Origin of the sequence: Cellulosilyticum sp. I15G10I2, assembly GCF_900095725.1 — a bacterium.
GTDB lineage: Bacteria > Bacillota > Clostridia > Lachnospirales > Cellulosilyticaceae > FMMP01.
In genome coordinates this window covers 1,413,559-1,439,754 of sequence record NZ_FMMP01000006.1, presented here as the reverse complement: position 1 = coordinate 1,439,754, position 26,196 = coordinate 1,413,559, and the positions used below count along the sequence as shown (strand labels likewise).

26 protein-coding genes and 2 rRNA genes are annotated in these 26,196 nt (G+C 35.2%); 23 read left to right on the top strand and 5 right to left on the bottom strand.

Going from position 1 to position 26,196, the window contains the following annotated elements; genetic code table 11:
• The 4 genes from BN3326_RS06935 to BN3326_RS06920 form a co-directional block, all read left to right on the top strand.
• Positions 1-123, top strand: a 23S ribosomal RNA gene (locus BN3326_RS06935); the annotation flags it as partial.
• Positions 124-245: 122 nt separating this feature from the next.
• Positions 246-363: ribosomal RNA gene (gene rrf, locus BN3326_RS06930) — 5S ribosomal RNA — on the top strand.
• Between the two features lie 671 nt (positions 364-1,034).
• Positions 1,035-1,952, top strand: coding sequence for a ketopantoate reductase family protein (locus tag BN3326_RS06925; RefSeq protein ID WP_171903785.1), 918 nt, complete (start codon positions 1,035-1,037; stop codon positions 1,950-1,952).
• Between the two features lie 510 nt (positions 1,953-2,462).
• Positions 2,463-3,677 (top strand): dicarboxylate/amino acid:cation symporter, encoded by a 1,215-nt coding sequence (locus BN3326_RS06920; protein WP_069998357.1) that lies wholly within the window; start codon positions 2,463-2,465, stop codon positions 3,675-3,677.
• An 82-nt stretch (positions 3,678-3,759) separates the two neighbouring features.
• On the opposite strand, the gene BN3326_RS06915 is transcribed toward BN3326_RS06920, so the two are convergent.
• The 3 genes from BN3326_RS06915 to pabB are packed head-to-tail and all read right to left on the bottom strand — an operon-like array spanning position 3,760 to position 6,680.
• A complete protein-coding gene (locus BN3326_RS06915; protein ID WP_069998356.1) occupies positions 3,760-4,596 on the bottom strand; it encodes an aminotransferase class IV in 837 nt (278 codons plus the stop codon).
• Between the two features lie 25 nt (positions 4,597-4,621).
• Positions 4,622-5,218 (bottom strand): anthranilate synthase component II, encoded by a 597-nt coding sequence (locus BN3326_RS06910; protein WP_069998355.1) that lies wholly within the window; start codon positions 5,216-5,218, stop codon positions 4,622-4,624.
• A gap of 55 nt (positions 5,219-5,273) precedes the next feature.
• Positions 5,274-6,680, bottom strand: a complete 1,407-nt coding sequence (gene pabB / locus BN3326_RS06905) for an aminodeoxychorismate synthase component I (protein WP_069998354.1) — start codon at positions 6,678-6,680, stop codon at positions 5,274-5,276.
• 227 nt (positions 6,681-6,907) lie between these two features.
• Between pabB and BN3326_RS06900 the strand changes: the two genes are divergently transcribed.
• The 7 genes from BN3326_RS06900 to BN3326_RS06870 all read left to right on the top strand — a co-directional run bounded on the left by BN3326_RS06900 (position 6,908) and on the right by BN3326_RS06870 (position 12,275).
• Positions 6,908-7,498 (top strand): prepilin peptidase, encoded by a 591-nt coding sequence (locus tag BN3326_RS06900; protein ID WP_083258549.1) that lies wholly within the window; start codon positions 6,908-6,910, stop codon positions 7,496-7,498.
• Positions 7,499-7,537: 39 nt separating this feature from the next.
• The gene (locus BN3326_RS06895; protein ID WP_069998353.1) at positions 7,538-8,719 is read left to right on the top strand and encodes a sensor histidine kinase; all 1,182 of its coding nucleotides are present in this window, start codon (positions 7,538-7,540) and stop codon (positions 8,717-8,719) included.
• A complete protein-coding gene (locus BN3326_RS06890) occupies positions 8,700-9,377 on the top strand; it encodes a response regulator (protein WP_069998352.1) in 678 nt (225 codons plus the stop codon). Before BN3326_RS06895 ends, BN3326_RS06890 begins: the two co-directional genes overlap by 20 nt.
• 131 nt (positions 9,378-9,508) lie before the next feature.
• Positions 9,509-9,652, top strand: coding sequence for a Flp family type IVb pilin (locus tag BN3326_RS06885; protein ID WP_069998351.1), 144 nt, complete (start codon positions 9,509-9,511; stop codon positions 9,650-9,652).
• A 146-nt stretch (positions 9,653-9,798) separates the two neighbouring features.
• The gene (locus BN3326_RS06880; RefSeq protein ID WP_069998350.1) at positions 9,799-10,944 is read left to right on the top strand and encodes a CpaE/TadZ family protein; all 1,146 of its coding nucleotides are present in this window, start codon (positions 9,799-9,801) and stop codon (positions 10,942-10,944) included.
• Positions 10,945-11,061: 117 nt separating this feature from the next.
• Positions 11,062-11,481, top strand: coding sequence for a hypothetical protein (locus BN3326_RS06875; RefSeq protein ID WP_069998349.1), 420 nt, complete (start codon positions 11,062-11,064; stop codon positions 11,479-11,481).
• A 137-nt stretch (positions 11,482-11,618) separates the two neighbouring features.
• Entirely contained in the window at positions 11,619-12,275 is a 657-nt protein-coding gene (locus BN3326_RS06870; RefSeq protein ID WP_069998348.1) for a pentapeptide repeat-containing protein, read from the top strand.
• A 59-nt stretch (positions 12,276-12,334) separates the two neighbouring features.
• Here BN3326_RS06870 and BN3326_RS06865 read toward each other — a convergent pair whose 3' ends face one another.
• Entirely contained in the window at positions 12,335-12,544 is a 210-nt protein-coding gene (locus tag BN3326_RS06865; RefSeq protein WP_069998347.1) for a cold-shock protein, read from the bottom strand.
• A gap of 254 nt (positions 12,545-12,798) precedes the next feature.
• Here BN3326_RS06865 and BN3326_RS06860 point away from each other — a divergent pair, with 254 nt between their 5' ends.
• From BN3326_RS06860 to BN3326_RS06840, 5 genes are all read left to right on the top strand, one after another.
• Entirely contained in the window at positions 12,799-13,608 is an 810-nt protein-coding gene (locus BN3326_RS06860) for an amino acid ABC transporter substrate-binding protein (protein WP_242875949.1), read from the top strand.
• 27 nt (positions 13,609-13,635) lie between these two features.
• A complete protein-coding gene (locus tag BN3326_RS06855) occupies positions 13,636-14,304 on the top strand; it encodes an amino acid ABC transporter permease (protein WP_069998452.1) in 669 nt (222 codons plus the stop codon).
• A gap of 11 nt (positions 14,305-14,315) precedes the next feature.
• Entirely contained in the window at positions 14,316-15,050 is a 735-nt protein-coding gene (locus tag BN3326_RS06850; protein WP_069998346.1) for an amino acid ABC transporter ATP-binding protein, read from the top strand.
• A gap of 127 nt (positions 15,051-15,177) precedes the next feature.
• On the top strand, positions 15,178-15,582 hold the full coding sequence (locus tag BN3326_RS06845) for a 4Fe-4S binding protein (protein WP_171903783.1): 405 nt from the start codon (positions 15,178-15,180) through the stop codon (positions 15,580-15,582).
• 1 nt (position 15,583) lies between these two features.
• On the top strand, positions 15,584-17,326 hold the full coding sequence (locus tag BN3326_RS06840; protein ID WP_069998345.1) for an aldehyde ferredoxin oxidoreductase N-terminal domain-containing protein: 1,743 nt from the start codon (positions 15,584-15,586) through the stop codon (positions 17,324-17,326).
• A 53-nt stretch (positions 17,327-17,379) separates the two neighbouring features.
• Here BN3326_RS06840 and nagA read toward each other — a convergent pair whose 3' ends face one another.
• Positions 17,380-18,510 (bottom strand): N-acetylglucosamine-6-phosphate deacetylase, encoded by a 1,131-nt coding sequence (nagA, locus tag BN3326_RS06835; RefSeq protein ID WP_069998344.1) that lies wholly within the window; start codon positions 18,508-18,510, stop codon positions 17,380-17,382.
• Positions 18,511-18,660: 150 nt separating this feature from the next.
• On the opposite strand from nagA, the gene BN3326_RS06830 reads away from it, so the two are divergent.
• The 7 genes from BN3326_RS06830 (at position 18,661) to BN3326_RS06800 (ending at position 26,188) form a co-directional block, all read left to right on the top strand.
• The gene (locus BN3326_RS06830) at positions 18,661-19,380 is read left to right on the top strand and encodes a GntR family transcriptional regulator (protein WP_171903782.1); all 720 of its coding nucleotides are present in this window, start codon (positions 18,661-18,663) and stop codon (positions 19,378-19,380) included.
• Positions 19,377-20,102, top strand: a complete 726-nt coding sequence (nagB, locus tag BN3326_RS06825) for a glucosamine-6-phosphate deaminase (RefSeq protein ID WP_069998342.1) — start codon at positions 19,377-19,379, stop codon at positions 20,100-20,102. The genes BN3326_RS06830 and nagB overlap by 4 nt, the downstream gene beginning before the upstream one ends.
• An 83-nt stretch (positions 20,103-20,185) precedes the next feature.
• Positions 20,186-22,021, top strand: coding sequence for a sensor histidine kinase (locus BN3326_RS06820; RefSeq protein ID WP_069998341.1), 1,836 nt, complete (start codon positions 20,186-20,188; stop codon positions 22,019-22,021).
• 15 nt (positions 22,022-22,036) lie between these two features.
• Positions 22,037-22,795, top strand: a complete 759-nt coding sequence (locus BN3326_RS06815) for a response regulator transcription factor (protein WP_069998340.1) — start codon at positions 22,037-22,039, stop codon at positions 22,793-22,795.
• A gap of 180 nt (positions 22,796-22,975) precedes the next feature.
• Positions 22,976-24,310 (top strand): ABC transporter substrate-binding protein, encoded by a 1,335-nt coding sequence (locus tag BN3326_RS06810; RefSeq protein ID WP_069998339.1) that lies wholly within the window; start codon positions 22,976-22,978, stop codon positions 24,308-24,310.
• A 104-nt stretch (positions 24,311-24,414) separates the two neighbouring features.
• Positions 24,415-25,284, top strand: a complete 870-nt coding sequence (locus BN3326_RS06805) for a carbohydrate ABC transporter permease (protein WP_171903781.1) — start codon at positions 24,415-24,417, stop codon at positions 25,282-25,284.
• A gap of 16 nt (positions 25,285-25,300) precedes the next feature.
• Positions 25,301-26,188 (top strand): carbohydrate ABC transporter permease, encoded by an 888-nt coding sequence (locus tag BN3326_RS06800; RefSeq protein ID WP_069998338.1) that lies wholly within the window; start codon positions 25,301-25,303, stop codon positions 26,186-26,188.
• Positions 26,189-26,196: the final 8 nt, after the last annotated feature.

The following is a 26,196-nucleotide window of genomic DNA, read 5'->3' as shown; positions in this document are numbered from 1 at the left end:
GATAAGACTTCCCATCCAGAAATGGAGTAAGACCCCTTAGAGACTATGAGGTTGATAGGTTGGAGCTGTAAGTGTAGTAATACATGTAGGTGACCAATACTAACGGTTCGAGGGTTTGACCTAAAAAAACAAGGTTAAAAGATAGTAAAAAACACTATCATAAAATACATCGTAGTATTTGTTTTTGAGAGTACAAAGAACATAAAATTTGAAATGCAAATTTTATATTCTTACAATCTAATATTTTTGGTGGCGATGCGACTAGGGGACACACCCGTTCCCATACCGAACACGTAGGTTAAGACCTAGTCGGCCGATGGTACTTGCTTGGAGACGAGCCGGAAGAGTAGGTGGCTGCCAAATTACATAAAAAACAACCTCTGCAAAAATGCGGAGTTTTTTTATATTTAGGGTGAAAGTTCAATGGTAGAACGTCAGCTTTCCAAGTTGAATATATCATAGCTCTTTTGTTATCTCTTGTCACTTACTACGTAGGTGACACTTATTATTATCCAAAAGCTAAGATAAGCCATTGTTTCTACGCTAGAGAGAATAAGTATCCGGAAGTCTGACTACGTAGTATTGCGTAGCAAATCTTACAGGTTTATTTGAATGGTACTTAGGGAGACTGTTTGAGCGCATGCGAGTTTCGACCGTTCATTCAAAGAAAGCTGTTTAGATTTGTAGCAAGACGGAGTCGGAAGACTGGAGGATACTTATTCTCGAGAGTAGGTGGCTGCCAAATTACATAAAAACAATCTCTGCAAATTGCGGAGTTTTTTATATTTAGAGATATAAGGCTTTAGATTATCAAATTAATCTAGGGCTTTTTTTGTGCTTAAAATAACGAGGATAAGCAGAGATTAACCTTTTATTAATCGATTTCTCATTTAATTGTCTGTTGTTACATCTACCTGAATACCATCCTTTATGATAATATAAAAGAAGAATGTAATAGTTAGGACGCATATAGGAGATGCTAAAAAAGTTAATAAAAGGTAATACGAAAATGAGATCAAAGGAGTTAAATTATTGTGGAGATAAAGACAGTATCGATTATTGGATTAGGGGCACTTGGCATCTTGTTTGGCAATCATTTATCAAAGAGAATGCCAAAAGAAGATTTAAGAATTATTGCTGAACAAGATAGAATATCAAAATACAAAGGTAATCATGTGTACTGCAACGGTGAACGCTGCCATTTCAACTATATTACGCCGGAGGAGGCGTGTACTCCAGCTGACTTAGTTATTTTTGCAGTTAAATATAACGACTTAAATAAAGCGATTCAAGCTGTAAGCAATCAAGTAGGTGAAAAAACTATTATTTTATCTTTATTAAATGGAATAACTAGTGAAACACTGATTGGAGAAACTTATGGGGCTCATAAACTCTTATATTGCGTTGCACAAGGGATGGACGCAGTTAAAGTAGATAATAGGTTGACTTATGAACATATGGGAATGATCTGTTTTGGAGAACGCGTACCCGGGGTTATCTCAGAAAAAGTAACACAGGTTTCAGACTTTTTTAAAAGAATGGCAATACCCTTTGAGGTTGAAACGGATATGTATAAAAGATTATGGGGTAAGTTTATGCTAAATGTAGGAGTCAATCAAACAGTTGCTGTTTATGAAACGAACTATGGTGGTGTTCAAGCAGCTGGAAAAGCAAGGGACACGATGATTGCAGCAATGAAAGAAGTAGTTCTCTTATCTGAAAAAGAAGGGATCTATTTAACACAGCAGGATATAGATTATTGGCTTAAAGTTCTAGGTACATTAAGTCCTAAGGGGAAGCCGTCTATGCGCCAGGATATGGAAGCAAAGCGTTGTAGTGAAGTAGAACTCTTTGCGGGGGAGGTCTTAAAACTAGGCCAAAAGCATAATGTGCCAACACCTGTTAATCAAAGATTGTATGATGAAATTATAAGAGTAGAAAGTACATATTAAAAATATATTTTTATCCAAATTAAAAAGCTACTGGGGAGGAGTAGCTTTTTATGAGGAAGGGTTATATAAAATTAAGAAATGTCTTGTTTACAGTTTCATTGTAATGCATGGAAATGTAGATTATGTGATGGTAAAATGGATATTGTGTGAATACTTTTTTAAGTATTTATGAATAGTTGCAAAAAAATAGTTATAAAAGAGCAATGTAGTATTTACATAAATAAAGGTTATTTGATAAAATCCAACAATTAATTTAAGACTAAAATAAAGTGTTAGGAGGTAGAAAAATAAAGTATATACGTACCAATTATTAGTAAAATGAATTTATTATAATGCAACCTTTCATGCTATAGTAAAATAGTAGGATGATCTTAATGATTTATGTTAACAAGTATGAACTTACTGTAGAAAAATAATTAGCTAAAAATAAATACCTTTTATAGAGATAATTATTGAAATTAAACAGTTTTTCACGTATACTTAATGCATATATTATAAGGAGGTAAAATAATGAAAAAAGGCAAAGGGTTATTTAAAAACTTGGGGAGCGTTATAATTATAGCCATGATTATTGGTATAATTGTAGGCGCAATAATGGGTGATAGTGCAGGGATATTCAGACCCATTGGAGATTTATTTGTTCAACTCATTAGAATGGTTGTAATTCCACTTGTAGCAGTTTCCATAATAAGTGGTGCAGCATCACTCGGTAATGGGAAATCTGCAGGAAAAATTGGTATTTCTACCTTTGCATTCTATCTTGGTACAACAGCAATAGCAGTTATTTTAGGACTTATAGCAGGAGAAATATTTAAACCAGGTGTAGGGATTTCAGTAGATTCTATTAATTCAATGTTTTCTAATGAATATGTAGATCAAGGTGCTTTACCAACCTTCTGGGAAACTTTAATCGGTATCGTTCCAGCAAATCCAATTAAGGCAATAGTAGATGGCAATATTCTTCAAATTTTATTTTTCAGTTTATTCCTTGGATTTGGAATATCTTCATTGAAAGAAGAACGAAAGGCATACCTTGTTAACTTTTTAGATGCACTTAATGATGCACTTATATTTATCATTTTAAAAATTATGTACATAGCACCAATCGGGGTTTTTGCACTTATGGCTGATGCGACAGGTACTTTTGGATTTAGTATTTTAGTACTTGTATTAAAACTATTTATTGTTTATGTAGTAGTGCTTATTATTCATACATTTGGTATATATGCTTTAGCACTCAAATTCTTTTCAAAGATTTCACCACTTCATTTCTTTAAGAAAATTTATAAGGTGCAGGCAGTAGCGCTCTCAACATCTTCATCAATGGCAACACTAGGAGTTAATATGGAAACTTGTGAAGAAGAACTAGGCGTTTCAAAAGAAACAGCTTCTTTTGTACTGCCACTTGGCGCTACAATCAATATGGATGGTAATGCAATATATTATGCATTAGCAGCATGTTTCTTTGCACAGCTTTTTGGTGTTCCACTAGGTATGCCACAGTATATAGCGATCATTATTACTGCAACTATTGGTTCAATAGGTCAAGCTGGGGTTCCAGGTCCATCACTACTTGTTGTTGCGGTACTTCTTGCAGCTAATATTCCAGTTCTAGGTTTACCATTACTCTTCGGAGTTGATAGATTATTTGATATGTTAAGAACAGCAGTTAACGTTACAGGGGATGCAACTTGTGCTGTAATTGTAGATAAGTTCAAAGATTAATCGAGCTAAAAATAATTTAAAATGAACAAATAAAAAGAAGCAATATGAATTGCTTCTTTTTATTTGCTTTATTTTATACTATTTAATTTGGTAACAATTTTGCTATATGTTTTGAATACTGCTCCATAATTTTTTTTGTAGTACTTCCAGGCAAACCATTTCCGATTATTTGATTATCAACCTTTATGATGGGCATTATTTGAATGACAGAGTTAGTGATAAAGATTTCATCAGCTTGATATAAGGTATCAAGCACGTATTCACCTTCTGTCACCGTTAGGTTAAGCTCTTTGACAATATCACTTAGGATCAGCGCTCTTACTATGCCATTTAATAAGCCACACGTAATAGCTGGTGTATATAATTTTTGGTCGTGGATAAAGAAAATATTACTGGAACTGCATTCACTGACCCTATTATCTGTATTAATAAATAGCGCTTCATCATAGCCAGCTCTTAGGGATTCTCTTTTTGCAATAAGACTATCCATGTAATTAAGGGTTTTAAGATAGGATAGGGGTGAAGTGGCATTACGCTTGATGGCTGAAGTTTTTAAGGAAAAACCCTTCTTGTAGCTTTCGGCATCATAGCCTGTTTCACGATGGGTAAACAGAATGGTTGCTTCTTTAAAACCTTTGGTTACAGTAATTCTTAATACACCATTACATAACTTAATATGGTGTATAAATCTAGTCACTTCAGCTTCTAAAATAGGTAGGGACGGGATATTTATTTCCATGATGCATAAAGCAGCGGTAAGTCTTTCTAAATGCTTCATCAACATAAGTGGCATACCATTGTAAATACGTATTGTTTCAAATACGCCATAGCCAAATAAGAGCCCTTGATCCTTTGCTTGGATAGCAGCCAGATCTTCATCAATGATCTGCCCGTTTATATAAATATAATTTTTTTGCATTTATACTACCCCCTATGTTTACTATTTAGCATTTTGAGTTATCTAGAGTCTCAACATTAACCCTATCAAAAAAGTTTTTTAAAAGTTCTTTGCCATATTCAGACAAAATAGATTCTGGATGAAACTGTACGCCGACTGTTAAAAATACTTTATGTCTTATTCCCATGATAATACCATCTGTAGTATAGGCCTGAACTTCAAGACAATCAGGTAAATTTTCATGTCTTAGGCAAAGTGAATGGTATCTAACCACCTTAAACTTTTTGGGAATATTATTAAATATGCCTTTTTGATCCGTTATAACTACGGACTGTTTCCCATGTACAACATCTGGTGCGAGGTCAATATGGCCTCCCATAGCAAGTCCAATGGCCTGATGACCAAGGCAAATACCTAGTATAGGGATAACGCCATTAAACTTTTTAATAATAGCAATGATTAGGCCAGCTTGCTCAGGCCTTCCGGGGCCTGGTGAAATGATAATGCAATCTGGTTTTAGGTTTTCAATAGCTTCAAGCGTTAGCTGGTCATTTCTATAAACTGTTATATCTGTCCTAATTTCACCAATATATTGATACAGGTTATAGGTAAATGAATCATAATTATCGATTAGAAGAACCATTTTATCGCCTCCTGTTTATCTTACAAAAAAGCACTGTACTGTAATGATACAATGCTTAAGTTAATATATTAAGCAGTGCTTTTTTTAATGCCGCACCTTTATCTAAAGTTTCCTGATATTCTTTTTCAGGAACTGAATCCCAGACGATACCTCCACCTACTTGGTAATAGGCCTTGTCTCCTTTAATCAAAATAGTACGGATAACGATATTGATATCCATATCTCCATCAAAACTAATATAGCCTACAGAACCCGTATAGATATGTCTACAAGTTGGCTCAAGCTCATCAATGATCTCCATAGCCCGTATCTTAGGTGCGCCGGTTATGGACCCTCCGGGGAAAGTAGCTTCAATACAATCAACTGCATCACAGCTAGAGCGTAATTCTCCTGTTACAGTAGATACTAGATGAAAAACAGTTGCATATTTTTCAATACTAAACAACTCCGGAACTTTAACCGTACCCAATTTGCACACCTTGCCAATATCATTTCTCATTAAGTCGACAATCATAAGATTTTCGGCCATATCTTTAGTACTATTTTTTAAAGTTGCGCTGTTTGCTTTATCTTCTTTAAGATTTCGTCCTCTTGGCATTGTGCCTTTAATGGGTCTTGTTTCAATCATTCCCTTTCTTATTTGCAAAAAGCGCTCAGGGGAACTGCTTACTATCTGAAAATCCCCAAACTCAAGAAATGAAGCAAATGGAGCAGGGTTTATTTTTCGAAGTGTGCCATATATATTTAAAGGATGTCTATTGATAGGCGTGGTAAATCTCTGCGTCATATTCATCTGATAGATGTCGCCTTGACGAATATATTCTTTCGCTTTAGTGATGGCTTTATAATAGTTTTGCTGTGTAAAGTTAGATTCCAAATGTGTAGGGTTATTTTTATAGGGTTCATCAAGATATAAATCACTTTGAACTTCACTACGCCCTTCTATAAATTGTTTCAGGTATGTTACTTTTGCTTTGGCGTGTTCTTCACTAAAATGAGGCAGACCAGCTGATACTGCATAGTTTCTTTTTTCTAAATGGTCAATAACTATAATGCCATCATAAAAGCCCATAATCATTTCGGGTAAGTCTATATCATCATATGCTCTTTGGGGCAGCTTTTCAATATGATGGCATAAATCATAGGCCATATAGCCAACTGCGCCTCCTATAAATGGCAAGTCAGTACTATTTTTAATAGTATATCTTTGCAATAATTTTTTTAACACATGAAAAGGATTACCCTCTAAAACTGTTTCGTGTCCGTTTTCCCAAATTTTTATTTTTTCCCTTTTGGACGTTATTCTTAAAAATGGATTCGCTCCAATAAAAGAATACCGTCCTAATCTGCCAGGGTCCATGCCACTATCTAAAAAGAAGCTGTATTTTTCTTGGAAAAACAACTTGTATATTTGGAAAGAATCCAAAGTCGTATCAATCTCTTCATAATAGACTGTATTCATATTAATCACCTAATATATTCACAAATTATACTTCATCAAAGTATAATATCATAAACGTAACAAAAACGCTATAATGAGATTGACCGTATTAATTTTAGGATGCCTTACCAAGAGGTGACAAATACAGATAAAAAAAGACTTGGTTTAAAAAAATTGTAATATGTCTTAGTGTGGGCTATAATAAAGCTAAATAAATCATAAAAAAATGACTTTTCAAGAGGGTTTATATGTTTATAAGTATATTTTGTTTAGGTATAATGTATGGATTATTACTAGATCTTGCAGTGAATAGAATCTCCTATGATCTTTATAGAAAGAAAACGTGTTCAGTAAATTTTATGATAGTTTGTATAAGTGGTATAGTATTCACAATATTATTTTTAAGATTTGGAGTAACTATAAAATTCATAAAAGGTATAGTGATGGGTGCCATTTTAATTGGGGTTTCTTTTATAGACGTGAGGTATCAAGTGATTCCTGATAAGTTATGGATAATCTCTTTAATAAGCGGATTAATATTTGTTTGGGCGGACAAGCTGTCTTTTTTAAGCAGTTTATTTGGCATGCTTACTGGTGGACTGATCCTTTTGGTTTTAGGACTTATACCCGATACGCTTGGTGGAGGAGATATTAAATTAATGTTTGGCCTTGGTGCTTTTCTAGGACCTTATAAAACATTATGGGCAATCTTGCTGGCGTTTGCAGTATCAGCTATAGTGAGTATCTTTCTGCTACTCATTAAGATAAAAGGGCGTAAAGACTACATCCCTTTTGCACCATTTTTAGCGTTAGGCAGTTTTATTGCTTTGATAATCTAATGTTCTTATAACTAGATTTTTAACTGGAGGGACACTATAATGACGAAATTAACCTTAGATATTAGTACTATTAGTAAAATAAATAAAAAGATAATAGGAGAAATAAGTACAAGCCGAGAGCAAATACTTGATATAATTGATAATATAAGAAGCGAGCAGGAAAGTTTAAAAATACAGCTAGATCAGATTAAAAATGAGGTTATACAGACTATTTGTGAAGCAGATGAGCTGGAAAAAAAGGACAAGGCAATGAGAAAAAGGCTCGCAGAAGTATCAGAGAATTTTCATAAATATACAGAAGAAGATGTTAAGGAGGCTTATGAAAAAGCTGCTGATACAAGAGTTAAATTCTATACAAAACAAAATCAAGAAAAAATGTTAAGAGAGAAAAGAACACAGCTAGAGATTGCATTGAAAAAGTCAATGCAGAATATAGATAGTGCCGAGAAGATAGTCGGGCAAATAAGTGTTGCACTAAGCTATCTAGAAGGAGATATGCTATCGGCTTTAGGCGGAACAGATAAAAACTCAGAAATGTATCTGGGTATAAAGATCTTAGAAGCTCAGGAGGATGAGCGTAGAAGAATAGTAAGAGATATCCATGATGGTCCTGCACAGCATATGGCTAATGCAATCATGAAGGTTGATATTTGTGATATGGTTATTCAAAAGGATCTAACAGAAGGACTTAAGGAACTTGCAAGTTTAAAAGAAAGTGTTAAGATAGCGCTTAAAGAAGTTAGAAATATTATTTTTGACTTAAGACCAATGTCTCTTGATGATTTAGGACTTAACCAAACCATAAGAGAAATGATTAAGTCAATTACCAAAGAATCTAAGATGGATGTTAAGCTCTTATTAAAGCCTATCCAAGAAGAGATAGAACCTATTATTCAAGTGGCAGTATATCGTATTATCCAGGAGGTATTTAATAATATAAAAAAGCATGCCAGGGCAAAAAATGTAGCGGTAAAGTTAGATTTTGGCACAAAATATCTGATGCTTATCCTATCCGATGACGGCGTTGGCTTTAATGTGGAAGAAACTTTGAAACATGTAAAAAATAGAGCCTCCTCCTATGGACTTATTGGTATAATTGATCGTGTTAATCAATTGCAGGGTAAAATTGAAATAAAATCTTCACAGGGAGCAGGGACGACTTATACCGTTAAACTTCCTATTAATCGAGAGGTGATTAGTGATGAAAAAAGAGGTCATTAAGGTATTCATTGCAGATGATCATGATATCATTAGGCAGGGACTTAGGCGCATTATAAGTTTTGAGGAGGAGTTATGTATCATTGGAGAGGCACCAGATGGTGATAAGGCCTTAGCGCTTATAGCAGAATGTACACCTGATGTGATCCTGCTAGATTGCAATATGCCGCTAAAAAATGGTATTGAGGTCCTAAAACTTGTAAAAGAGAAAAATACAGATATTAAAATTATTATGCTAACCATTGAAAATGATAGAAAAACAATTCGTACGGCTATTGATATCGGCGCTGATGGCTATATGTTAAAAGATTCGGCTGGAAAAGAAATAGTCAGTGCAATTAAAATGGTCTATAAGGGTGAAAAATATATCGATAAATCCTTAATATCCTTTTTATTTCTAGATATGAGAGATAAAGATAAAAAAGAAGTGAGTCCCTTAGATCCACTTACTAAGCGAGAACTTGAGGTTCTTTTTAAAATTGCTAAAGGATTAAGTAATAAGGAAATAGGAGAACAGCTTTACCTATCAGAAAAAACAGTTAAGAATTATGCGACAGCACTTTTTAGGAAGATTAATGTATATGATCGTGTTCAGGCGACGCTTGTCGCACTACAAAATAATATTGAAGATTATTATAAAATAAAACATGGCGATGAGTAGGGACTTTAGTCCCTGTTTTTTTATGACTTTTTTACCTATTGAATAGGACCTTTGTAATCTTCAAAGAGAAAGGAGAAAAGGATATAATACTATTAACGAAACAGAAATATTTATTTAAGGGAGGAATGGCTATGTTACAACTATTTGATACATATGTGCTCTCAAGGCTAAATAATAAAAAAGGGCAGGAGATGGTTGAGTATGCACTACTGATAGGGCTTATTGCAATAGTTGTTATTGGAGCACTCATACTATTTGTGCCACCTATTAGTTGAAAATTCCAAGAAATAATAGATACTCTAATCAGAAGAATCAAAAAAACATCTGAAGACTAAACCTCTTTTAAATGCTCTAATCAAGTATAACTCTGATTAGAGCATTTAAAATATGGCTAAGTAAAAATAAAGGGAGGAGGCGCGTTATGAATAAGATAAGGATACTTATAGCAGATGATATTGAAGAAACTAGGGGTGTGCTTAAAAAGATCATAAGCTTAGAGGATAATCTCCTAGAAGTTGTAGGTGAAGCAGATAATGGAGAAGACGCACTAAAGCTTATACCTAAAATAAAGCCAGACGTAGTTTTAATGGATATTAATATGCCTGTATTAAATGGTCTTGAGGCTACAGAAAGAATAACAAATGAGCATCCCTCAGTTATTGTCATTATTATGTCTGTTCAGGCCGAAAATGAATATTTAAAGCGCGCTATGTTTCATGGTGCTAAGGAATACATTATTAAGCCATTTAACTATAAAAGCTTAACTGAGACGATTAAATTAACCTATGAAAAATATAAAAACAGACCCATAAAGCTGATAGAACATGAAAATAGGGCTGGTAAGGTAATAACCTTTTTTAGTTCTAAGGGAGGGGTTGGAAAATCGTTTCTCGCCTTAAATACAGCTATTATACTTAGTAAAAATGAGAAGAAGAAAATACTTCTTGTAGATATGGATTTACAGTTTGGAGACATATCTATACTCACTAATAGGCATAATCAGAGGACTATTCTGGATATAGTAGATGATGTTCAAGTAGATACTTACGAGCGTATAAAGCCCTATTTATATAAGTATAGTGAAAACATAGACATGCTTTTTGCACCGGGTAAACTAGAAGAGGCAGAATATATAACCAAAGATAGTATTCAGAAAGTCATGCGTTTATTTAAAAAAGAGTATGATGTGATTATAGTAGATACCGGTGTTAATTTTAATGATCATAATCTGTATCTTTTGGACTATGCAGATAAAATATTTTTTGTTTCTACGATGGAAAGTGCAGCTCTAAAAAATACGAAGCTTGGTATGAGAATAATGAAATCTCTAGGCTATGATAAGAACAAGGTTAAACTGATTATAAACAGATATACAACGCATTATGGCATTAACAGAAAAGATGTAGAAGAAGTATTTAAAGATGGCATTTTTGCGCTTATTCCAGAGGAAGAAAAAACTGTTAATCTTTCAGTTAATAAAGGGGAGCCTTTTTGCGAAATGATCAAATATAATAATCAGAAGATAGGCAGGGCACTTGAAGAGATGTGCAGAGATTTTACGATGTAGGAAAGGGAAATGAAGCATGTTTTTAACGAGAAAGAAATAGCCGCATACTTCGGTGAAAATGTTAAGGTCGGGAGAAGACTTAATATTATTGAATAGTATTAAAAGGAGTATAAGAGTATGATTAAACTAAAGAATGGTAATGCTATGGAATTCATGACAACATATGAGGGCGAGAAATACGTTGTTACAATTTCAAATACAACAAACACTTTCAAATTTTTAGGAAATGATTATTCATACTTTATTTTAAGTTCAGCTAAAAAAATAAAAACATATAGTAACACAGCCCATGAGAAAGTTTTTTTAACTATAGATCTTTATGGAAGACTATTTCTTACAACTTACAAAGAAGAAATGAGTTCTGAAAGTGGTGATAGGATGGATGAGACATATTGCCTGGTAGCAGATGAAAAGGATGCAGATGAACTTTTTAAGAGTGGAAGTGCTATTTTAGGGCGGGAGCCCTATGTTTATTCAGATTGCTGCAATCACATTATGGTCAGAGAAAAATGCAAATCAAATGATGAGGTTATTTAAATCGAAGTTACCTCAGTGGGGAAACAGGGTCAGGAAAAGAAAGTGAGTATTGACTTTCAGTACTATCTTATATAGTATGTAGGAAGTAATATAAATAGATGATGCGCTAAAATAGTACTATTTTAGTTGGAGGACAAATGGCTGTTAATAAAAACACTGCAAATAGTTTTAACTATAAGAATATGAAAAAGCTTAATAAGAATTTTATGTATAAAGATCTTAAAAGAAGTCATTGCTATGATACTGACTTCTCAGGTTCGAATTTTGATTATGCAAGCTTTAGGGGTGCACATTTAAAATCTTGTAATTTTTTTGAATGTACTTTTAAATCAGCAGAGTTTGTTGGAACTAATCTTAAAAAGAGTAAGTTTAAAAAGGCTAGATTTGAGAACACACTGTTTGAATCGGTAAATTTAGATGGCGTAGATTTTAATGGGGCAACATTTAAAAACACAATATTTTTAGCTACGGACGTCACAAAAGCTGTTAATCTCAATTTAAAGAATGCGGATGTTAGGATTTTTGATGAGATGCCGTCCTTAAACTTAAGTGAAAAGCTTGAAAATGCAGTTAAAGAGGCAATGAAGAATGATTATATAAAAGCATCACGTGTTTTAGATACGAAAGAAGGGGCAATTAATGCACTCAGCATTCTAGTACTATTAGAAAACTTTGATGAAGAGACGCTTATAAAGGGGCTTGAACTTGCAGCTAAAAATTTAGATAAAGGGTTTAGTACCCTAAGTTATATTATAACTTTTTTAAAAAATTATATAGCACAAGAGCTGCTTTAGAAGAAAAATAAGAAATCCTTAGACATTAGAAATGGATGTCTAAGGATTTATCTGCACATTTAGAGTTTTTGTACATTTATAGCAGATGGACCTTTTTGATCTTGAATAACATCAAAACTAACTTCTTCACCTTCATGCAGATCTTTGTCATTTCCCTTTTCTTTAACCTGAGAATGATGCACAAAAACATCATTCCCAGCATTCGCAGAGATAAAACCATAACCTTTTTCATTATTGTACCACTTAACAATGCCGGTATAACTAGCCATATTAAGCACCTCCTTTAAAGTATTCATAAATAGTATGAATACTAGCAGCAGTTTTTATAATGGAAATTATTTAAATAAGGAGGATAGTGCTAAAGAGAAAGTATGAAACCCATGAGATTCTAAAAAAATTTAGAATTCATGGGTTTTTTATTTATGAAAAAGATTTTAGGAGATTGACAAAAGTAAAAAGTTAATATACACTATAAAACATAGTAAACATATAAATTAAGTAGGAATTAAAAACGGAGGCTATTATGAGCAAAATTAAAAAACTAGGTTTATGGATGATATCAGCAATTATTATGATCAGCGCTGCAGGTTGTGCAAAATCAGCAGAAACAACAGCGCCAGTAGCGGAAAAAGATTTCTTAGAAACCATTAAGGAAAATGGTGTTTTAAAAGTTGGTACAGAAGGAACCTATCCACCTTTTACATACCATGATGATGCAGACAATTTAGTAGGATATGATGTGGAAATAGCGCAAGCCATTGGAGAAGCATTGGGCGTAGAAGTTGAATTCGTAGAAACCAAATGGGATGCTATGATAGCTGGATTAGATGCCAAGCGTTATGACATTGTTGTTAACCAAGTAAGTATCACAGAAGAAAGACAGCAAAAGTATGATTTTTCTATACCTTATACAATTTCAAAGGCCGTTTTAATTGTTCGCGCTGAGGAGGAAGCTATTAATAGCTTTGAAACGTTAGCAGGTAAAAAATCAGCACAGTCACTTACCAGTAACTTTGCTAAGACGGCAGAAAAGTATGGTGCAGAGCTTGTTGGGACGGATGGATTTAACCAATCAATTGAACTTGTAATCAGTAAGAGGGCAGATGCAACGATTAACGATGATGTCACTTTCTATGACTATCTTAAACAAAAGCCAGATGCACAAATTAAGATTGTAGCGTCTGAAGAGGATGCTTCTAAAAGTGCTGTTCTTATTAGAAAAGGCAATGATACTTTTGTTAAAGCTGTTAATGAAGCGCTAGAAAAATTACAAGCTGATGGGACGATTAAAGCCATTTCTGAAAAGTACTTTGGGGCTGATATCTCTAAGTAGGCAGAAAGGAAGTTTATTAATATGCAGATTAATGAGCGCATTATAGACTTAGTTATCAATTCATTTTGGACTATTTTAAAACCCGGGCTTATTTATACGATACCACTGACGCTTATTTCATTTGCGATTGGACTCGTTATTGCCATAGCAGTAGCACTTATTCAAATCTCTCATTTGAAAGTCTTAAAATTAGTTACAGGTTTTTATGTATGGATTATTAGAGGTACACCTCTTTTGGTACAGATTTTCATTATATTTTATGGACTGCCCAGTGCGGGTATTACCTTAGAGCCTTTTTTAGCTTCTATTATAGCCTTTTCTTTAAATGTCGGAGCGTATAGTTCAGAAACCATAAGAGCCGCTATATTATCGATTCATAAAGGACAATGGGAAGCTGGGGAGTCTCTTGGGATGAATTATTTTCAAGTGTTAAGCAGAATTATTATCCCACAGGCTACTAGGGTGGCTGTTCCCCCGTTATTTAATGCTTTTATTGGCTTGGTCAAAGATACCTCGCTGGCAGCTAATATAACAGTGGCAGAAATGTTTATGGTAACACAAAGAATAGCAGCTAAAACCTATGAACCTTTGATATTGTATTGTGAAGTAGCTTTTATTTATCTTATGTTTTGTACTGTATTAAGTAAGGTGCAGCAAAAAGCAGAAGTGAAATTAAGCAGAGGACAAAGGATATAGGAGGTGAGTTTATGTTTAGCATTAATAATTTAGCTAAAAGCTTTGGGGAAAATAGAATACTTAAAAATATTAATTTAACCATTATGCCTAATCGTACGACGGTAATAATAGGACCATCAGGTTCTGGCAAAACGACATTGCTCCGGTGTATTAATCTTCTTGAGCTGCCAAATGCAGGTGAGTTGAATATAAACGGTGAAGTACTAGGTTTTAACGGTACAAAGGTAAATAAAAAAGATATTTTGAACTTAAGAAAGAAAACTGGGATGGTGTTTCAAAGCTTTAATTTATTTCCCCATAAAACAGCTCTAGGAAATATAATAGAAGGGCCTATAACTGTTCTCAAACAACCTAAAGAAGAAGCCGTAGCACAGGCTATGAAGCTGCTTAAAAAAATAGGTTTAGAGGATAAGAAAGACAGTTATCCTCATGAATTATCCGGAGGGCAGCAGCAGCGTATTGCTATTGCAAGAGCATTAAGCATGAAACCAGAGATTCTTTTATTTGATGAGCCCACAAGTGCATTAGACCCGGAGCTTGAGATCGAGGTCTTAAGTCTTATCAAAGAGTTGGCCGAGGAAAATTATACAATTGTGATCGTAACCCATAAAATGTCCTTTGCGAGAGACGTAGGCGATAATATTGTATTTATAGATCAAGGTGAGATTATAGAGCAGGGAACTTATGAGAAACTCAATGAATCACCCAATACGAGAATAAGACAATTTTTAAATACTTTTAATTAAAAACAAAGGTCTGAACATCTACTACTTATAAGATGTCAGGCTTTTTTTTGGGGGTTAGAATAAATAGGGCTTGGGTGACAGAAGATATGATAAAGAAAACAAAATGTTTTTATTGGAGGTAAGTGATTTGGCAAAGCGGTTAAGATATGATATGAATGCATGTTTAGGATGCCACACATGCTCTTTAGTCTGTTCAGCACTAAGTGGTTATCACTCTTTAGGAGCAAGCGCCATTAACATAAAAACAAAGGGAGGATTACAAGGGAAATTTGTTTGTGTCGTTTGTTCAGGGTGTACTGAAAATATTTCTTGTATGGAAGCCTGCAAGACGGGGGCATTAAAAGCGCGCACTGGGGGAGGGGTTGTCTTAGATAAGAGTAAGTGTATTGGTTGTAAAGAATGTATTAGCTCATGCACTACTCGTGCCATTCATTATAGTGATAATCTGGACCATCCGATCATATGCCGGCAATGTGGGACATGTACGAAGTACTGTCCGCATAATTGTTTATATCTGGAGGAGGTAGAATAGGGTGTTGTATACAAATTATATTCGTGTTTTGTCCATTAACCTAACAGATGAGACCTACACGATTGAACATAGGGAAGATCTAAAGCAATATTTAGGCGGCGTTGGCGTTGCATCTAAATTATTAGAAGAAAATATTAAACCAGATGCAGATATTTTGGATCCATCACAATGCATAGTTTTTGCTATCGGCGCTATTTCAACTATTTTTCCAGTTATCACTAAAACGGTTGCAATGTTCTGGTCACCCCTTACTAAAGAACTTGGAGAAAGCTACGCCGGGGGCAGAATGGCCATGACGATGCTGATGGCACACTATGATGCCATTGTAATCACAGGCAAAAGCACACTACCTATTTACCTTGCTATAGAAAGCCATAATGTTGCATTTAGAGATGCTTCTGCTCTATGGGGGATGCCTGCAGAGGACATTGGTCGCATCATAAGAGAAAGAGAAGAGGGGGCAGGAAAACGCAGTATTATTCGTATTGGTGAGGCTGGGGAAAATCAACTCAGTTTTGCCAGTGTATGTGTAGATACTTACCGGCACTTTGGGCGTATGGGACTAGGTGCTGTTATGGGCAGTAAAAAGCTTAAAGCTATTTCAATTTGGGGAAATGGAGAACTTCCTATTAAAAACCAAAAAGAATACTTTAATGTCTATAAAGAGCTTCATAAGAAAGTCATTACAACAGATGCTATGAAGAAATACCATGATTTAGGAACTGCTATGGGAGTTAATCTAATGAATGAAAAAGGCGGGATACCTATTTTGAATCTGCAGGCTTCACAGGCAGAAGACATTGAAGATCTTTCAGGTGAAAGTTTTGCAGAGAAAAACTTGGTGAGAAAGACAGCTTGTGCGGGATGTCCTGTAGGCTGTATCCATATTGGACAATTTAGGCGGGAATTTGGTAAAGGTTATGAATTTGAAGCTATAAGTGTTGGTTACGACTATGAACTTATTTTTAGCTTAGGCACTTTCCTTGGCATTAATAGCAGCGATGAGGTACTTGAGTTAATAGAAGCAGTTGAAGATTATGGGATGGATGCCATATCTGCTGGTGTGGTATTAGGCTGGGCCACAGAAGCTTATCAGAATAACCTATTTACAGTAGAGGAATGTCTTATACCCTTAGAATTTGGCAATCAAAAAAATTATCTTTTGGCGTTAAAACATATGGCTAAAAGAACCAATGCATTTTATTTTGATTTAGGTAAAGGCTGCAACCATGCCAGTTCAATCTATGGCGGAGCGGACTATGCAATGCACTTTAATGGCAATGAAATGTCAGGCTATCATACGGGGTATGGTTCTGTTTTAGGCTCAGCAGTTGGTGCAAGACATTCACATCTATGTAATGGCGGCTATTCTTTTGACCAAGGGGATAAAGTGCCCCCAGAAGAGATACTGGAAAAGATATATGATGAGGAGTTAGACAGATGTATTCTCAATTCACTTATTGCCTGTTTATTTGCAAGAAAAATATATGATAAGGCCACGATACTGAGTGCACTTAAGACCGTAGATGTTGATATGGAAGCGGATGCATTAGATAAGACAGCCAAAGAGATTTTTAAAACAAAACTAAGAATAAAAAAAATGCTCGGATACCATCTAAAAAGCTTGCGTCTCCCAAAACGCTTTTTTAAGACAACCGGTTTTGGGACAGCAGTAGATGAAAAGATGACTTACGAGCTTATTAAAAAATATAGTGAAAAGTGTGAGGAACTATTAGACTCATAATAAAAAGCTTAAAAAGTGCTGCTTCAAAAAAATTTGAAACAGCACTTTTTAAGCTACGCAATAATGTTACCCCCAACAATTACGGTCTGCACTTCAATATTTTCATCAAATAAAACAAGATCAGCATCAAAACCCTCAGCAATCAGACCTTTTTTATCATGGACCTGGGCGTGTTTAGCAGGGTTATAAGTAGCCATTTGAACAACTTCAAAAAGTGTATAATTTGTATGAGTCCAAACATTTTTGATAGCTTTATTAAGGGTGAGTACAGAACCTGCAAGAGCACCGTTTTCTAAGTGCACAGATCCGTCTTTGGCAATTACATTCTGACCACCCAATACGTATGAACCAGGAGGCATACAGCAAGCCATCATAGCATCCGAGACAAGCAGTATGTTATCAATAGATTTTTGTTTAAAAGCAATACAAAGTGCAGGATAATCAATATGAATGCCGTCACATATGGTTTCGGCAGTTACATCAGACAAAAAAGCAGCCCCTATAACACCAGCATCCCTATGATGAAGTCCAGTCATAGCATTATAAAGATGCGTAATATGTGACATACCTTCATTAATACCATGCATAGCTTCTCGGTAAGTCGCTTTTGAGTGTCCAATAGAGGCAACGATTTGGTGCTGGCTCAAAAATCGAATGAGCTCATCGGCACCTTCAATTTCAGGAGCAAGTGTAACGGATTTTATAATAGACCTATAAGGGCCGACAATATTTTCAAATGCTTCGATAGAAGGTTTCTGGAGGTATAGCGGATTTTGAGCACCAATCATGAAAGGGCTGATAAATGGGCCTTCAAGATGTATGCCTAGTATATTTGCGCCTTTAGTACCCCTAAGCATCGCATCGTAAACAGCATAAACAGCTTGCTTGATTTCCTCAGTAGGGCAAGTCATTGTCGTTGCAAGAAAAGAAGTGGTACCGTGTTTCACAATAGCTTTAGAAATTTCATTAAGTGAGTGATAGGTTCCTTCCATAGTATCATGTCCGCCGGCACCATGGATGTGAACGTCAATAAATCCAGGAGATAAATAAAGTCCTTTAGCATCTATCACTTCATCATAAGTGGTTAGTTCAGGATTAACCTTGGCTATTTTACCGTTCTTTAGTAAAACAGAACCATCTTCAATACGATCAGTATAGATAATCTTACAATTTTTAATTAACATCAGAATCCCTCCAAAGATAGAATAAATTATCCGAACTGGTATAGACATCTATATGTATATATCATATAATATATTATATAAGAAATAAAAAGATATTCAATACAAAATACAAAAATAAATTGGATAATAGATGAGGAGATGAGTATATTGATGGATAAAAAAAGTCCTATTCCTGCGTATTATCAGTTAGCTACAGAGATTGAGCAAAAAATAGATGCGCATGTATGGCTGCCAGGATATTGTATACCCAGTGAAAGAAGTTTAGCAGAAACCTATCAACTCAGTCGTATGACAGTACGGCAGGCACTTGGTGAACTTGTACAAAAGGGAATCTTAGTCAGAGAAAAGGGCAAAGGAACCTTTGTGTGTGAGAAAAGTATTAAACAAAGGAATATTATGAGCTTTACTGAAATGATGCAAGGTTTAGGAATAGACTTTACGACTGAGGTGATCTGCTTCGATAAGATATACCCTGAGGAAGATATGTTTTTACCTTTTGAAGATGAGGAAGTTTATCTCATAAAAAGACTCAGAATCGTTAAAGGAGTTGTTATAGGTGAAGAGACTATTTATATACCCAGTAGTTTACTGCCGGACCTTAAAAAATCAGATATACAAAGTTCTTTTTATAAATATTTAGATGAAAAGGGATTATCTGTTTATGAGTCAGATGCCTCTATTCAAGCTGTACTAATGAATGAAACGTATTATGAAACCTTCGGAGTGACACAGCATCTACCGCTGATTCAAGTAACCAGCAAAAATTACTCGGATGAGGGGGCATTAATATTTGTAGAAGAGTCTGTTTATAGATCAGATAAATATATGTTCCAAGTTAATGTAGCAAGAAGAGAGGGATACTTAAAATGAATATTATAGTTACAGCAAATTACGAAGTATTGAGTGAAACCGCAGCAAATAGGATTGCAGAAGTTATTAAGAATAAGCCTAATGCAGTTCTTGGACTTGCTACAGGAAGTACACCGATAGGACTATATAAAAAGTTGGTGACGTATAATAAAGAGAACTTAATTGACTTTTCTAGGGTAACAACCTTTAATTTAGATGAATATATAGGTATACCTGCCAGTCACACTCAAAGCTATAGATACTTTATGGATTATCACTTATTTAATCATATTAATATCGACTATCAAAAGACCCATGTGCCAAATGGCATGGCAAAAGATATTCAGGCAGAATGTGAAGCTTATGATGAGATGCTTAGAGGTCATGGGGGGATTGATATCCAAGTGCTGGGAATAGGTAATAACGGACATATTGGTTTTAATGAGCCGGGTAGCGCTTTAACCGTTGGTACCCATGTGACAGAGCTTGCTCAAGGTACAATAGAAGCGAACTCAAGATTTTTTAGTACAAGGGAGGAAGTACCAACTCAGGCTATTACAATGGGGATTGGGGATATTATGAAAGCCAGGGAAGTCATATTACTTGCCAGCGGTATTACCAAAGCAGATATTATTTCTAGATTATTAGAAGATAAAATTGACACTTATATTCCGGCATCACTTCTTCAGGCACATCCTCATGTAACAGTGATTGTAGATCAGCTTGCAGGGCAGCTTATTTAACTTAAGTCCGTATAGTTTAAACGGTGTCTGAAAGCACTTATTGTGTTAAAATAATAGAAAAAGAGATAGGGAGGAACTCATATATGAGGCAGCGCCTGCAGCGTTTATATTATAAAATACCCATTAAAGTAAAATGGAGTATATTTATTTGTATATTAGTTTCTTATCCTATTCTCTTCATGGGGTATATTGGTTATACGCAATATGAAAAAGTAATTACGACACATTTTATAGAATCTGTACAAAAGGAAATTCTTTTAATTCTAGAAGATACGCAAGAAAATATTAAGCAGCTAGAAGAATTTGTAGCAGAGCTCAAATATGATGAGGCCATTCATAATTTTAACCAAAGGTACTATGCTGTAATAGAAGAGAAAAAAAGAAAAGACTATTTTGATGAGAGGGTATCCACAAGTTACAGTGGTATAGGCGATTATGAACTAGGCATGATGGTAGAGGGGTATTTAAGATCCATTGTGCTGTCTAAACCTGAAATAGATGTTGGTGGCTATCAGTTTAGTGATAAAAGCACACACTATATAGTCAGCAAAAAGAAATCCTATCAAGAAGAACAAGCGTTTAGAGAAAGTAATATTTTCAGTCATCTTCATGAAAAACTTTTAGATCAGGATGAGGTGTTTGCATACCACATAGATGAAGCCAGTAATATTTATATAGGGGAAAAAATATTTGACAGAAATACGTTCAAAGAAGTAGGTATTATTGTCTTTAAAATTAAAAAAGATTATCTAGTAGGCAAGTACAGCAGAGTTGTAAAAGATTCTACTGAGGGTATTTATGTAGTAGAAAACGGTGGAAAAGAAATTTTAAGTAAAGGGAATTTACCAGATAATAAGTGGGAGCAGATGCAGGCTTTTTTTAATATGAGGCCCAGGGATGGCAATCTCTATATAACAGAAGATAAACAGCAGGCTGTACTCTATGCAAAGATTAGTTCACTTAATCTATCCATGCTAAGCGGCATTTTTATTTCAAAGGATGTACTTTTAGAAAATATAAGACAACTTTCAAACAATGTTATTTTAATATGCGTTTGTATCCTACCGATTTTTTTACTGTTTGCCGCCAGACTTTATAAAGAAGTTATTTATCCTATCTACATATTAAGCGGAAAGATGCAGCAGATAGAAAATGGCGATATGGGTGTTGTTATGAGCAGTGACAGAAAAGATGAGCTAGGCTATTTATTCAGTACATTTAATAAGATGAGTAAACGTATTCAATACTTAGTTAATATTGTCTATAAAGAAGAAATCGCACTCAAAAATGCAGAAATTAAGCTGCTTCAAGATCAAATTAATCCGCATTTTCTTTATAATACACTTGAAATGATTAATTGGAAAGTGAGGATGTCGGGAGATTTTGAGGCTTCCGAAATGATAGAAGCGCTTTCAGGAATTATGGAAGTCAATATTGACAGAAGAAAAATACCGTTTCTTACGATAGAGGAAGAGATGAAATATCTGGATAATTATATACTGCTTATGCAAAAGCGTTTTGGCGAAAAAGTAGTTTTTGTAAAAGAGGTGGATCCTAATAGCTATTGTTATAAAATACCAAGAATTATTCTTCAGCCGCTGGTGGAAAATGCTATTACCCATGGTATTGAGCCAGTGGGGCGTGGGACGATTCAGTTAGGGGTCAAAGTACAGGAAGATAAGCTCGTTATTACAGTGCAGGATAATGGGGGAGGCATAGAAGAGAAGGTGCTGGCAGAGCTTCACCAAGAGATGGCAAGTGGCACAAAAGGGATAGGCAAAGTAGGCATTATTAATGTACATAAAAGAATCAAGCTACTTTATGGAGAGGACTATGGATTGACGCTGATAAGCAGACCAAATCAGGGGACACTTATAACAGTAATACTCCCAGCCACAACTCGGGGGGAAATAGAGTAAAAAGGGGGCGGCGTGGTGTATAAGGTACTCATTATTGATGATGAACACTTTATAAGAGCTGGCATGCAAAGTATTATACCGTGGCACCAATATGGCTGTGAAATCGCAGGGGAAGCAGAAAATGGTGAAGAAGGTATAGATAAAATTATAAAACTTAAACCAGATATTATTTTTGCAGATATTAGAATGCCTAAGAAGAATGGCCTTGATATGATAGCAGAAGTTAAATCCATTAATAAGGATATGCAGATTATTATTTTGACTGGACATAGAGAGTTTGAGTATGCCCAAGAAGCTGTAAAGTTAGGCGTACTTAGATTTTTGCTTAAGCCTTCTAAAATGAGTGAAATTAAAGAAACAGTTGAGCAGGCAGTCAGCAATTTAGACCTTATAGCCAGCTGTCCGTCAAGAAGAGTAACGCCAATGAAAGAAGGGCAGACTGAAAAAGAGAAACCGCAGTTTATTGTGAATAAAGCGCTTGATTATATTAATAGGTACTATAATACTAAATTAGATCTCCAAACTGTCGCAGATGCCCTTTATGTAAGTACATGGCATCTTTGCAAGCTACTTAAAAAGCAAACAGGAGATAACTTTATTGATATCGTAAATAGAGTAAGAATAGAAAAAGCAAAAACACTTCTTCTGCAGTCTACTTTAAGAGTTTATGAAATAGCAGAAGAAGTAGGCTATGTAGATGCTGCTTATTTTTCAAAAACCTTTAAGAAGTTCGTCCGCGTTACACCGAATGAATATAGAAATAAGATGTATTAGGAGAGATTAGGGTTCTTTCTTAATACATCTTATTTTTAAAAACAAATATAGCAAAAATGGCCAACAAACACCAATATAGGTATATTTTTATTGGTTATTTTTGGTGTTACAATCAATATAGAGTAGCAATAGTGCTGATACATATCAGTCTTACTTATTAAAACTAAGGGGGAAAAAACAATGAAAAAGCTTTCAAAATTTTTTGCTGCAGGATTAACGGGGATAATGATTGTAACATCTTTAGCAGGATGCAGCGACAAAGCTGCAACACAAACAGCACAAACGCCTACACCAGTAGAAACTCCAAAAGAGACCGCGATACCAGCTGAGCCTATCACGCTTCGTACGGTATCTATGTTTGGGGGAACTGACCCAATGGCAGGTATCTATAATGCTTCAATTGAAACATTTATGAAGGATAACCCACAAATTAAAGTAGAAGATGAGTCAGCGACATCTGATGAACAGTGGAAGTCTAAAGTTCTCATAGACTTTGCAGCTGGTAATGAACCGGATGTTATCTTTTTCTTTACAGACGTGAATGCACAGTCTCTGGTAGACCAAAATAAAGTAGTAGCCATAGATGAAATTAAATCTCAGTATCCAGATTATGCCTCTAATATTACACAAGCAGCTTTGGAATCAGCCAAGTATGCTGGTAATGGTAAAAACTACGCTGTTCCGGTTCGTGGCTACTATGAAGGTATATTCTGCAATAAAACTTTATTTGATCAATATGGCCTTGAGCTGCCAACAACTTGGGAGAATTTAGAGAAGGCTATTACAACATTCAGTGAAAATAATATTACGCCTTTTGCAGCAGCCTTAGGACATGTACCACACTATTTTATTGAACATTTATTACTGGCTGAAGGTGGTGTGAGAGAACATAGCAATAAAGATATTGCAGCAGTTAAAGAAACATGGGTAACTGGCCTTGGCTTACTTAAGACATTCGCGGATATGGGAGCTTTTCCTATTGATACAGCAACATCAAAGCATGAATTGCAGCAACAAGCTTTTAATGATGGTAAAGCCGCAATGTTTTTAGATGGAAGCTGGGCGATAGGCGGCATGGCAGATCAAGATAATACAGTTATTGTGCCTATGCCAAGTACAGGAAATGGCAAAAAAGATCCATCTGAAATTATAGCTGGTTTCTCAAGCGGATACTATATTACTAAAAAGGCATGGGATGATCCAGCAAAACGAGATGCGGCTGTCAAATTTGTTCAAGCCATGACAACAACACCTTTAATTAAAGAGTTCGTAGTGGCAGCAGGCGGCGGGGCACCAGCTGCGGATATTGGAGCAGTTGAGGGGCTGAGCAAACTGGCAGCATCTGGTTCTAAAATAGCTGGGGAAGCCACTGGAGTAGATGGCGCTGTAGATGGCTGGTTAAGCAAGCAGGCTTGGGACTATCTGTTAAGTAAAGTACCTGTTATCGCAGTAGGCAAAGAAGATGCAGCAGCAGTTGTTGATAAGGTCATTGAAATAGAAAATTCAAGTAAATAATATTAATGCGATGTTAAGGATAACAGTTGAAAGTCAAAGTGACATCAGCTGTTATTCTTTTCTTAAAAATCGTGGCAATAAAATGGATGAAGGGAGTGACTGCAATGATCTATAAGAATAAAAAAATAATCTGGATATTTCTTCTTCCTACGCTAGTTTTTGTTTCACTTTTTTTGTACTTACCCTTTTTAGTAAGCCTATTTAACAGTTTATTTGATATTTCTAACTTAGCTGGGCTCGGAAAAACATTTATAGGTATAAAAAATTATGAAGAGTTACTAACAGACTCTGTTGTTATAACTGCTGTCAAAAATACTTTTATGATGATGATGCTCACAGTCATTTTTGAGGTAGGGTTTGCAGTAGTTTTAGCACTGTTAGTGGATAGTGTTGGCAAAACGCAACGCTTTTACAGAACAGTATTCTTTTTCCCTGTTGTTATATCGGCTACAGCAATTGGGCTTATGTTTATCTTATTCTATGATTATAACATTGGATTATTTAACCAAATACTGATTAAATTTGGAAGTAAACCTGTATTGTGGCTGGATGAAAAAAGGGCATTAGGAATGCTTTCATTGCCTGTCATATGGCAATACATAGGCTTTTATTTCGTGATTGTATTAACTGGCATAGCCTCTATACCAGAGGATATTTATGAGTCAGCTTACCTAGAAGGGGCCACAGGTTTTCAGAAGGTGAGATATATTACACTGCCGCTTATTAAGGGGGTTATAAGGACGTGTCTTATACTGGTTATAACAGGTACACTTAAAGTCTTTGACTTACCATGGACCATTGCACCTAGAGGAATGCCGAACGAAACAACCTATCTTCTTGGAACTTATCAATATAAAACGGTTTATGAAGCTTCACGTGTAGGATATGGATGTACAATAGCTGTTTTTATAGTTATTGTAGGCGTCATTGTCTCAACTGCTGTTAATAAGCTCTTAAAACAAGAAGACATATAGAGGAGAGGTGCGAAACATGGAAGCTATTATAAAAAAATATAAAATAGAAAATAGGAAGGGAAGCTCCCCAAAAAGCAGAGGGGCATTAAGCAAAACGGCAATACATACTTTGCTGGGGCTATGGTCACTGCTGACTATATTCCCAATGCTATGGGTGTTAAATAACTCTTTTAAAGACCGCACAATCATTTTAAAAGACTCTTTTAGTTTAACAAATGCAAGTACATTTACTTTTGAAAATTATATAACAGCTTTTAGCAGAATGAATATAGCAAGAGCATATTTAAATAGTTTTATCATATCATCAACGGTTGTCATTGGAGTAATGTGTTTTGGAGGACTTGCAGCGTATATATTAGCCAGATATAAGTTTAGAGGGAGAAACTTCATATATGGCGCACTTATAAGTGCGGTACTCTTTCCTGCATTTGCGACAATTGTTCCAGTATTTATGGGACTTTATCAATTAGATTTAGTCAATAAACATCTGGGGGTTATTCTGCCTCAGATTGCAGGCAACCTGCCTTTTGCAATTATTATTATGGTGGGGTTTATGGAGAGTATTCCTCTAGAACTGGAGGAAGCGGCAGTAGTGGAAGGAAGCGGCCCTTTTCAAATATTTACTAAGATTGTCGTGCCCATTTCAAAGCCTTCTTTTGCAACAGTAGCTATATTTACCTTCCTCTGGTCTTATAATGATTTATTTATGCAGATGATTATTATACGTAAAAATGAGTATTTGCCTGTTTCTGCACTGCTCAATAAAATAAGTTCAGAATATGGTACAGATTATGGGCTTATGAATGCTGCAGTAACTTTAGTTGTAATTCCTGTATTTATTGTTTATTTGTTTTTACAAAAACATATTATTAAAGGCCTGACGGCAGGCGCAGTCAAAGGTTAACCAGGGGC

What these genes read in the sequence shown, in the direction of transcription:
- nagA (WP_069998344.1), bottom strand. Translation starts at nt 18,510, where the DNA reads ATGTTAATTAAAAATTGTAAGATTATCTATACTGATCGTATTGAAGAT.
- BN3326_RS06850 (WP_069998346.1), top strand. Translation starts at nt 14,316, where the DNA reads ATGTTTAGCATTAATAATTTAGCTAAAAGCTTTGGGGAAAATAGAATA.
- BN3326_RS06900 (WP_083258549.1), top strand. Translation starts at nt 6,908, where the DNA reads ATGTTTATAAGTATATTTTGTTTAGGTATAATGTATGGATTATTACTA.
- BN3326_RS06890 (WP_069998352.1), top strand. Translation starts at nt 8,700, where the DNA reads ATGAAAAAAGAGGTCATTAAGGTATTCATTGCAGATGATCATGATATC.
- BN3326_RS06920 (WP_069998357.1), top strand. Translation starts at nt 2,463, where the DNA reads ATGAAAAAAGGCAAAGGGTTATTTAAAAACTTGGGGAGCGTTATAATT.
- BN3326_RS06870 (WP_069998348.1), top strand. Translation starts at nt 11,619, where the DNA reads ATGGCTGTTAATAAAAACACTGCAAATAGTTTTAACTATAAGAATATG.
- BN3326_RS06915 (WP_069998356.1), bottom strand. Translation starts at nt 4,596, where the DNA reads ATGCAAAAAAATTATATTTATATAAACGGGCAGATCATTGATGAAGAT.
- BN3326_RS06875 (WP_069998349.1), top strand. Translation starts at nt 11,062, where the DNA reads ATGATTAAACTAAAGAATGGTAATGCTATGGAATTCATGACAACATAT.
- BN3326_RS06830 (WP_171903782.1), top strand. Translation starts at nt 18,661, where the DNA reads ATGGATAAAAAAAGTCCTATTCCTGCGTATTATCAGTTAGCTACAGAG.
- BN3326_RS06820 (WP_069998341.1), top strand. Translation starts at nt 20,186, where the DNA reads ATGAGGCAGCGCCTGCAGCGTTTATATTATAAAATACCCATTAAAGTA.
- BN3326_RS06885 (WP_069998351.1), top strand. Translation starts at nt 9,509, where the DNA reads ATGTTACAACTATTTGATACATATGTGCTCTCAAGGCTAAATAATAAA.
- BN3326_RS06800 (WP_069998338.1), top strand. Translation starts at nt 25,301, where the DNA reads ATGGAAGCTATTATAAAAAAATATAAAATAGAAAATAGGAAGGGAAGC.
- BN3326_RS06860 (WP_242875949.1), top strand. Translation starts at nt 12,799, where the DNA reads ATGAGCAAAATTAAAAAACTAGGTTTATGGATGATATCAGCAATTATT.
- BN3326_RS06805 (WP_171903781.1), top strand. Translation starts at nt 24,415, where the DNA reads ATGATCTATAAGAATAAAAAAATAATCTGGATATTTCTTCTTCCTACG.
- BN3326_RS06895 (WP_069998353.1), top strand. Translation starts at nt 7,538, where the DNA reads ATGACGAAATTAACCTTAGATATTAGTACTATTAGTAAAATAAATAAA.
- nagB (WP_069998342.1), top strand. Translation starts at nt 19,377, where the DNA reads ATGAATATTATAGTTACAGCAAATTACGAAGTATTGAGTGAAACCGCA.
- BN3326_RS06910 (WP_069998355.1), bottom strand. Translation starts at nt 5,218, where the DNA reads ATGGTTCTTCTAATCGATAATTATGATTCATTTACCTATAACCTGTAT.
- BN3326_RS06880 (WP_069998350.1), top strand. Translation starts at nt 9,799, where the DNA reads ATGAATAAGATAAGGATACTTATAGCAGATGATATTGAAGAAACTAGG.
- pabB (WP_069998354.1), bottom strand. Translation starts at nt 6,680, where the DNA reads ATGAATACAGTCTATTATGAAGAGATTGATACGACTTTGGATTCTTTC.
- BN3326_RS06810 (WP_069998339.1), top strand. Translation starts at nt 22,976, where the DNA reads ATGAAAAAGCTTTCAAAATTTTTTGCTGCAGGATTAACGGGGATAATG.
- BN3326_RS06865 (WP_069998347.1), bottom strand. Translation starts at nt 12,544, where the DNA reads ATGGCTAGTTATACCGGCATTGTTAAGTGGTACAATAATGAAAAAGGT.